The 2,586-nt window shown below is 66.9% G+C and carries 2 protein-coding genes and 1 pseudogene; all 3 read left to right on the top strand.

The features are described from left to right. Positions 1 to 318: 318 nt before the first annotated feature. Positions 319 to 863 (top strand): annotated as a pseudogene (locus AC08OU_RS14985) (transposase); the annotation flags it as partial. Between the two features lie 630 nt (positions 864 to 1,493). After that, the gene (locus AC08OU_RS14980; protein ID WP_476600604.1) at positions 1,494 to 2,306 is read left to right on the top strand and encodes a reverse transcriptase domain-containing protein; all 813 of its coding nucleotides are present in this window, start codon (positions 1,494 to 1,496) and stop codon (positions 2,304 to 2,306) included. Further along, positions 2,249 to 2,586, top strand: a 338-nt coding sequence (locus AC08OU_RS14975; protein WP_476600602.1) for a reverse transcriptase domain-containing protein, incomplete at its 3' end; no start/stop codon positions are given. The genes AC08OU_RS14980 and AC08OU_RS14975, both read left to right, overlap by 58 nt.

Here is a 2,586-nt window from a genome sequence, read left to right as displayed (position 1 = left end):
CCCCTGTGCGGCAGGCTGACCTGTACCTATAGTGAATGATGCTATCTTTCAAGGTTTGGTGACCTTCCGCCGTTGGTTGGTCAAGGTCGACCAGTCTCGGTATCACGGCATGGGCGCAGCTTCCAGAGCCCGATGTCCGTTGCCCTGACCTGGAGGTCTTGCGTCTGTGCCGGGTTGTGGAGCGGAGTTAGTCCCAGGCGGCGAGCCAGAGCAATGGTTGAGACCTGTGGATCGGCTGGGGAGGGCGTACCTTCCCGGTGATCGAGGTTGAGGTCTTAGTCAGGCCGACGTTGGCGCTTTGGTCGGGGAGGCACGCCCGTGCTCACGGTAGTCCTCGAAGACGACACGCCCGCTGATGGTCCGGCGGCGACGCGGTCGCTGATAGATCGTCCGGGAGCGCCCGGCGGATGCTCGCTGCCGCGTTGGAGGCCGAGGTCGACGCCTACATCGCCGAGCTCGCCGACCAGCGTGACGAACGCGGCCGTCGGCTGGTCGTCCGCAATGGCCACGCCCAGCCGCGGCAGGTGATGACCGCCGCCGGTGCGGTCGAGGTGACCGCACCGCGGGTCAACGACCGCCGTGTCGACCCGGACACCGGGGAACGGCAGCGGTTCTCCTCGGCGATCCTCCCGCCGTGGTGCCGCCGCTCCCCGAAGATCGCAGAGGTGCCGCCGTTGCTCTATCTGCACGGCCTGTCCTCCGGGGACTTCGTGCCCGCGCTCGAGCAGTTCCTCGGCTCGGGCGCCGGCCTGTCCGCCTCCACGGTGACCCGGCTGACCGCCAGCTGGCACGGCGACTATCAGGCGTTCACCAACCGGGACCTGGCCGGCGTGGACTACGTCTACCTGTGGGCCGACGGCATCGTGCGCCACGAGGCGCTGCATCACCGAGTGGAGGTGGGAGACCTTCACCGCCGGGTTGTCGTGGCAGCCGGGCAGAAGCTGAGGGCAGCCTGATCCGGGAGACGCCGGGGAGGGCGGGAAGCAGCCCTGACAACGCCGGGACGCGTCGGCACTGCCAGACGGGGCGGGTTCGGCAAGCGAGACGGAAAGGCGTACGTGAGAAACCAGCGTGTAAAGCCCCTCAATCGGCCATCCAACTCGAACCTGGCGGATGTGGGCTGGGTTGCGGCGCGCACCGCCTCGGGACCTGGTTCTGAGGCGGGAACTCCGCACCGGGATGATTCCGCCCGGTCGGAGGCCACGGTGAAGGTCCACGGCGTAGTCGTGGCGATGCCGCTGGGGCAGAGCTGGACGCCCAGGTCCGTCGAACGGTGATGCGGTGAACGTGGGAACCATCCGGCGTCGCCCAGACTCTGTGCGTCGAGTACGGGAACGGGCAGGTGCGTCGTCCGCTGTGGGCGTCGGGTGGGGCGGAGGTCTCGTAGTAGTCGCGGGCGTGACGACCCGTCACGGAGGCCGGGAAAGCCGGCTACAGGGCGAAGGAGACCAGCAAGTCGGCAGCCGAAGGGCTGGAAGGCCAGGAGTACGCCGGTGAACATCGGCGAACTGGAGCAGGTCCTGTCCGGGGAGGAACGTGAACACGCCCTGGTCGTGGCCGAGCGTCGGGTACTGGAGATCCAGACCAAGCTGCACCGACGGGCCGGGGATGACCCTCATCGCCGGTTTGATGATCTGTGCAACCTCGTCGCGGATCCTGCGTTTCTGTTGGTGGCGTGGGATCGGGTGCGGGGCAACAGGGGCGCGCGAACGGCCGGGGTGGATGGGCAGACCGTCCACTACGTGGAGGCCGAGGTGGGGGTCGAGGTATTCCTCGACCGGCTACGGACCGAAATAAAGGACCGTAGTTTCCGTCCGTTGCCGTCACGGGAACGATGGATCCCGAAACCGGGCACGACGAGACGTCGCCGCCTGGGGATCGCCGCCGTGCGGGACCGGGTGGTCCAGGCGTCCCTGAAACTGGTGTTGGAGCCGATCTTCGAGGCGGATTTCCTCCCGTGCAGCTACGGGTTCCGCCCGCACCACCGGACTCACGACGCCGTGGCCGAAGTGCGCTACCTCACGGCCCGCTCCTACGAATGGGTCGTGGAAGGCGACATCAAGGCATGCTTTGACGAGATCTCGCATCCAGCCTTGCTTGATCGGGTGCGGATACGAGTCGGAGACAAACGGGTACTGAGCCTGGTGAAGGCGTTTCTCAAAGCGGGGTCCTCGGCGAGGACCGAGTGCTCCGAGATACCAACGCCGGAACCGCGCAAGGGTCGATCCTCTCCCCGTTGCTCAGCAACGTGGCGCTCGCCGTCCTGGACGAGCACATCGCCCAGGCTCCGGGCGGGCCTGGGGTGAGCCGCAATGATCGGCTCACCCGTCGCCGTCACGGCCAGGCGAACTATCGCCTGATCCGTTACGCCGACGACTGGTGCCTGGTCGTGTCGGGCAGCAAAGCCGACGCGGAAGCCCTGCGGGAGCAGATCGCTGGGGTCTTGTCCACGATGGGGTTGCACCTGGCGCCGGAAAAGACCCTGGTAACCCACATCGACGAGGGCCTTGACTTCCTCGGCTGGCACATCCAGCGCCGCCGGAAGCGAGGAACAAACCGGCGTCACGTCTATGGGGACGTAATGAA

The organism is Frankia sp. CcMO1 (genome assembly GCF_977945845.1).
The sequence above is the reverse complement of the archived record's forward strand: the minus strand, read 5'-3'. Positions and strand labels throughout refer to the sequence as shown.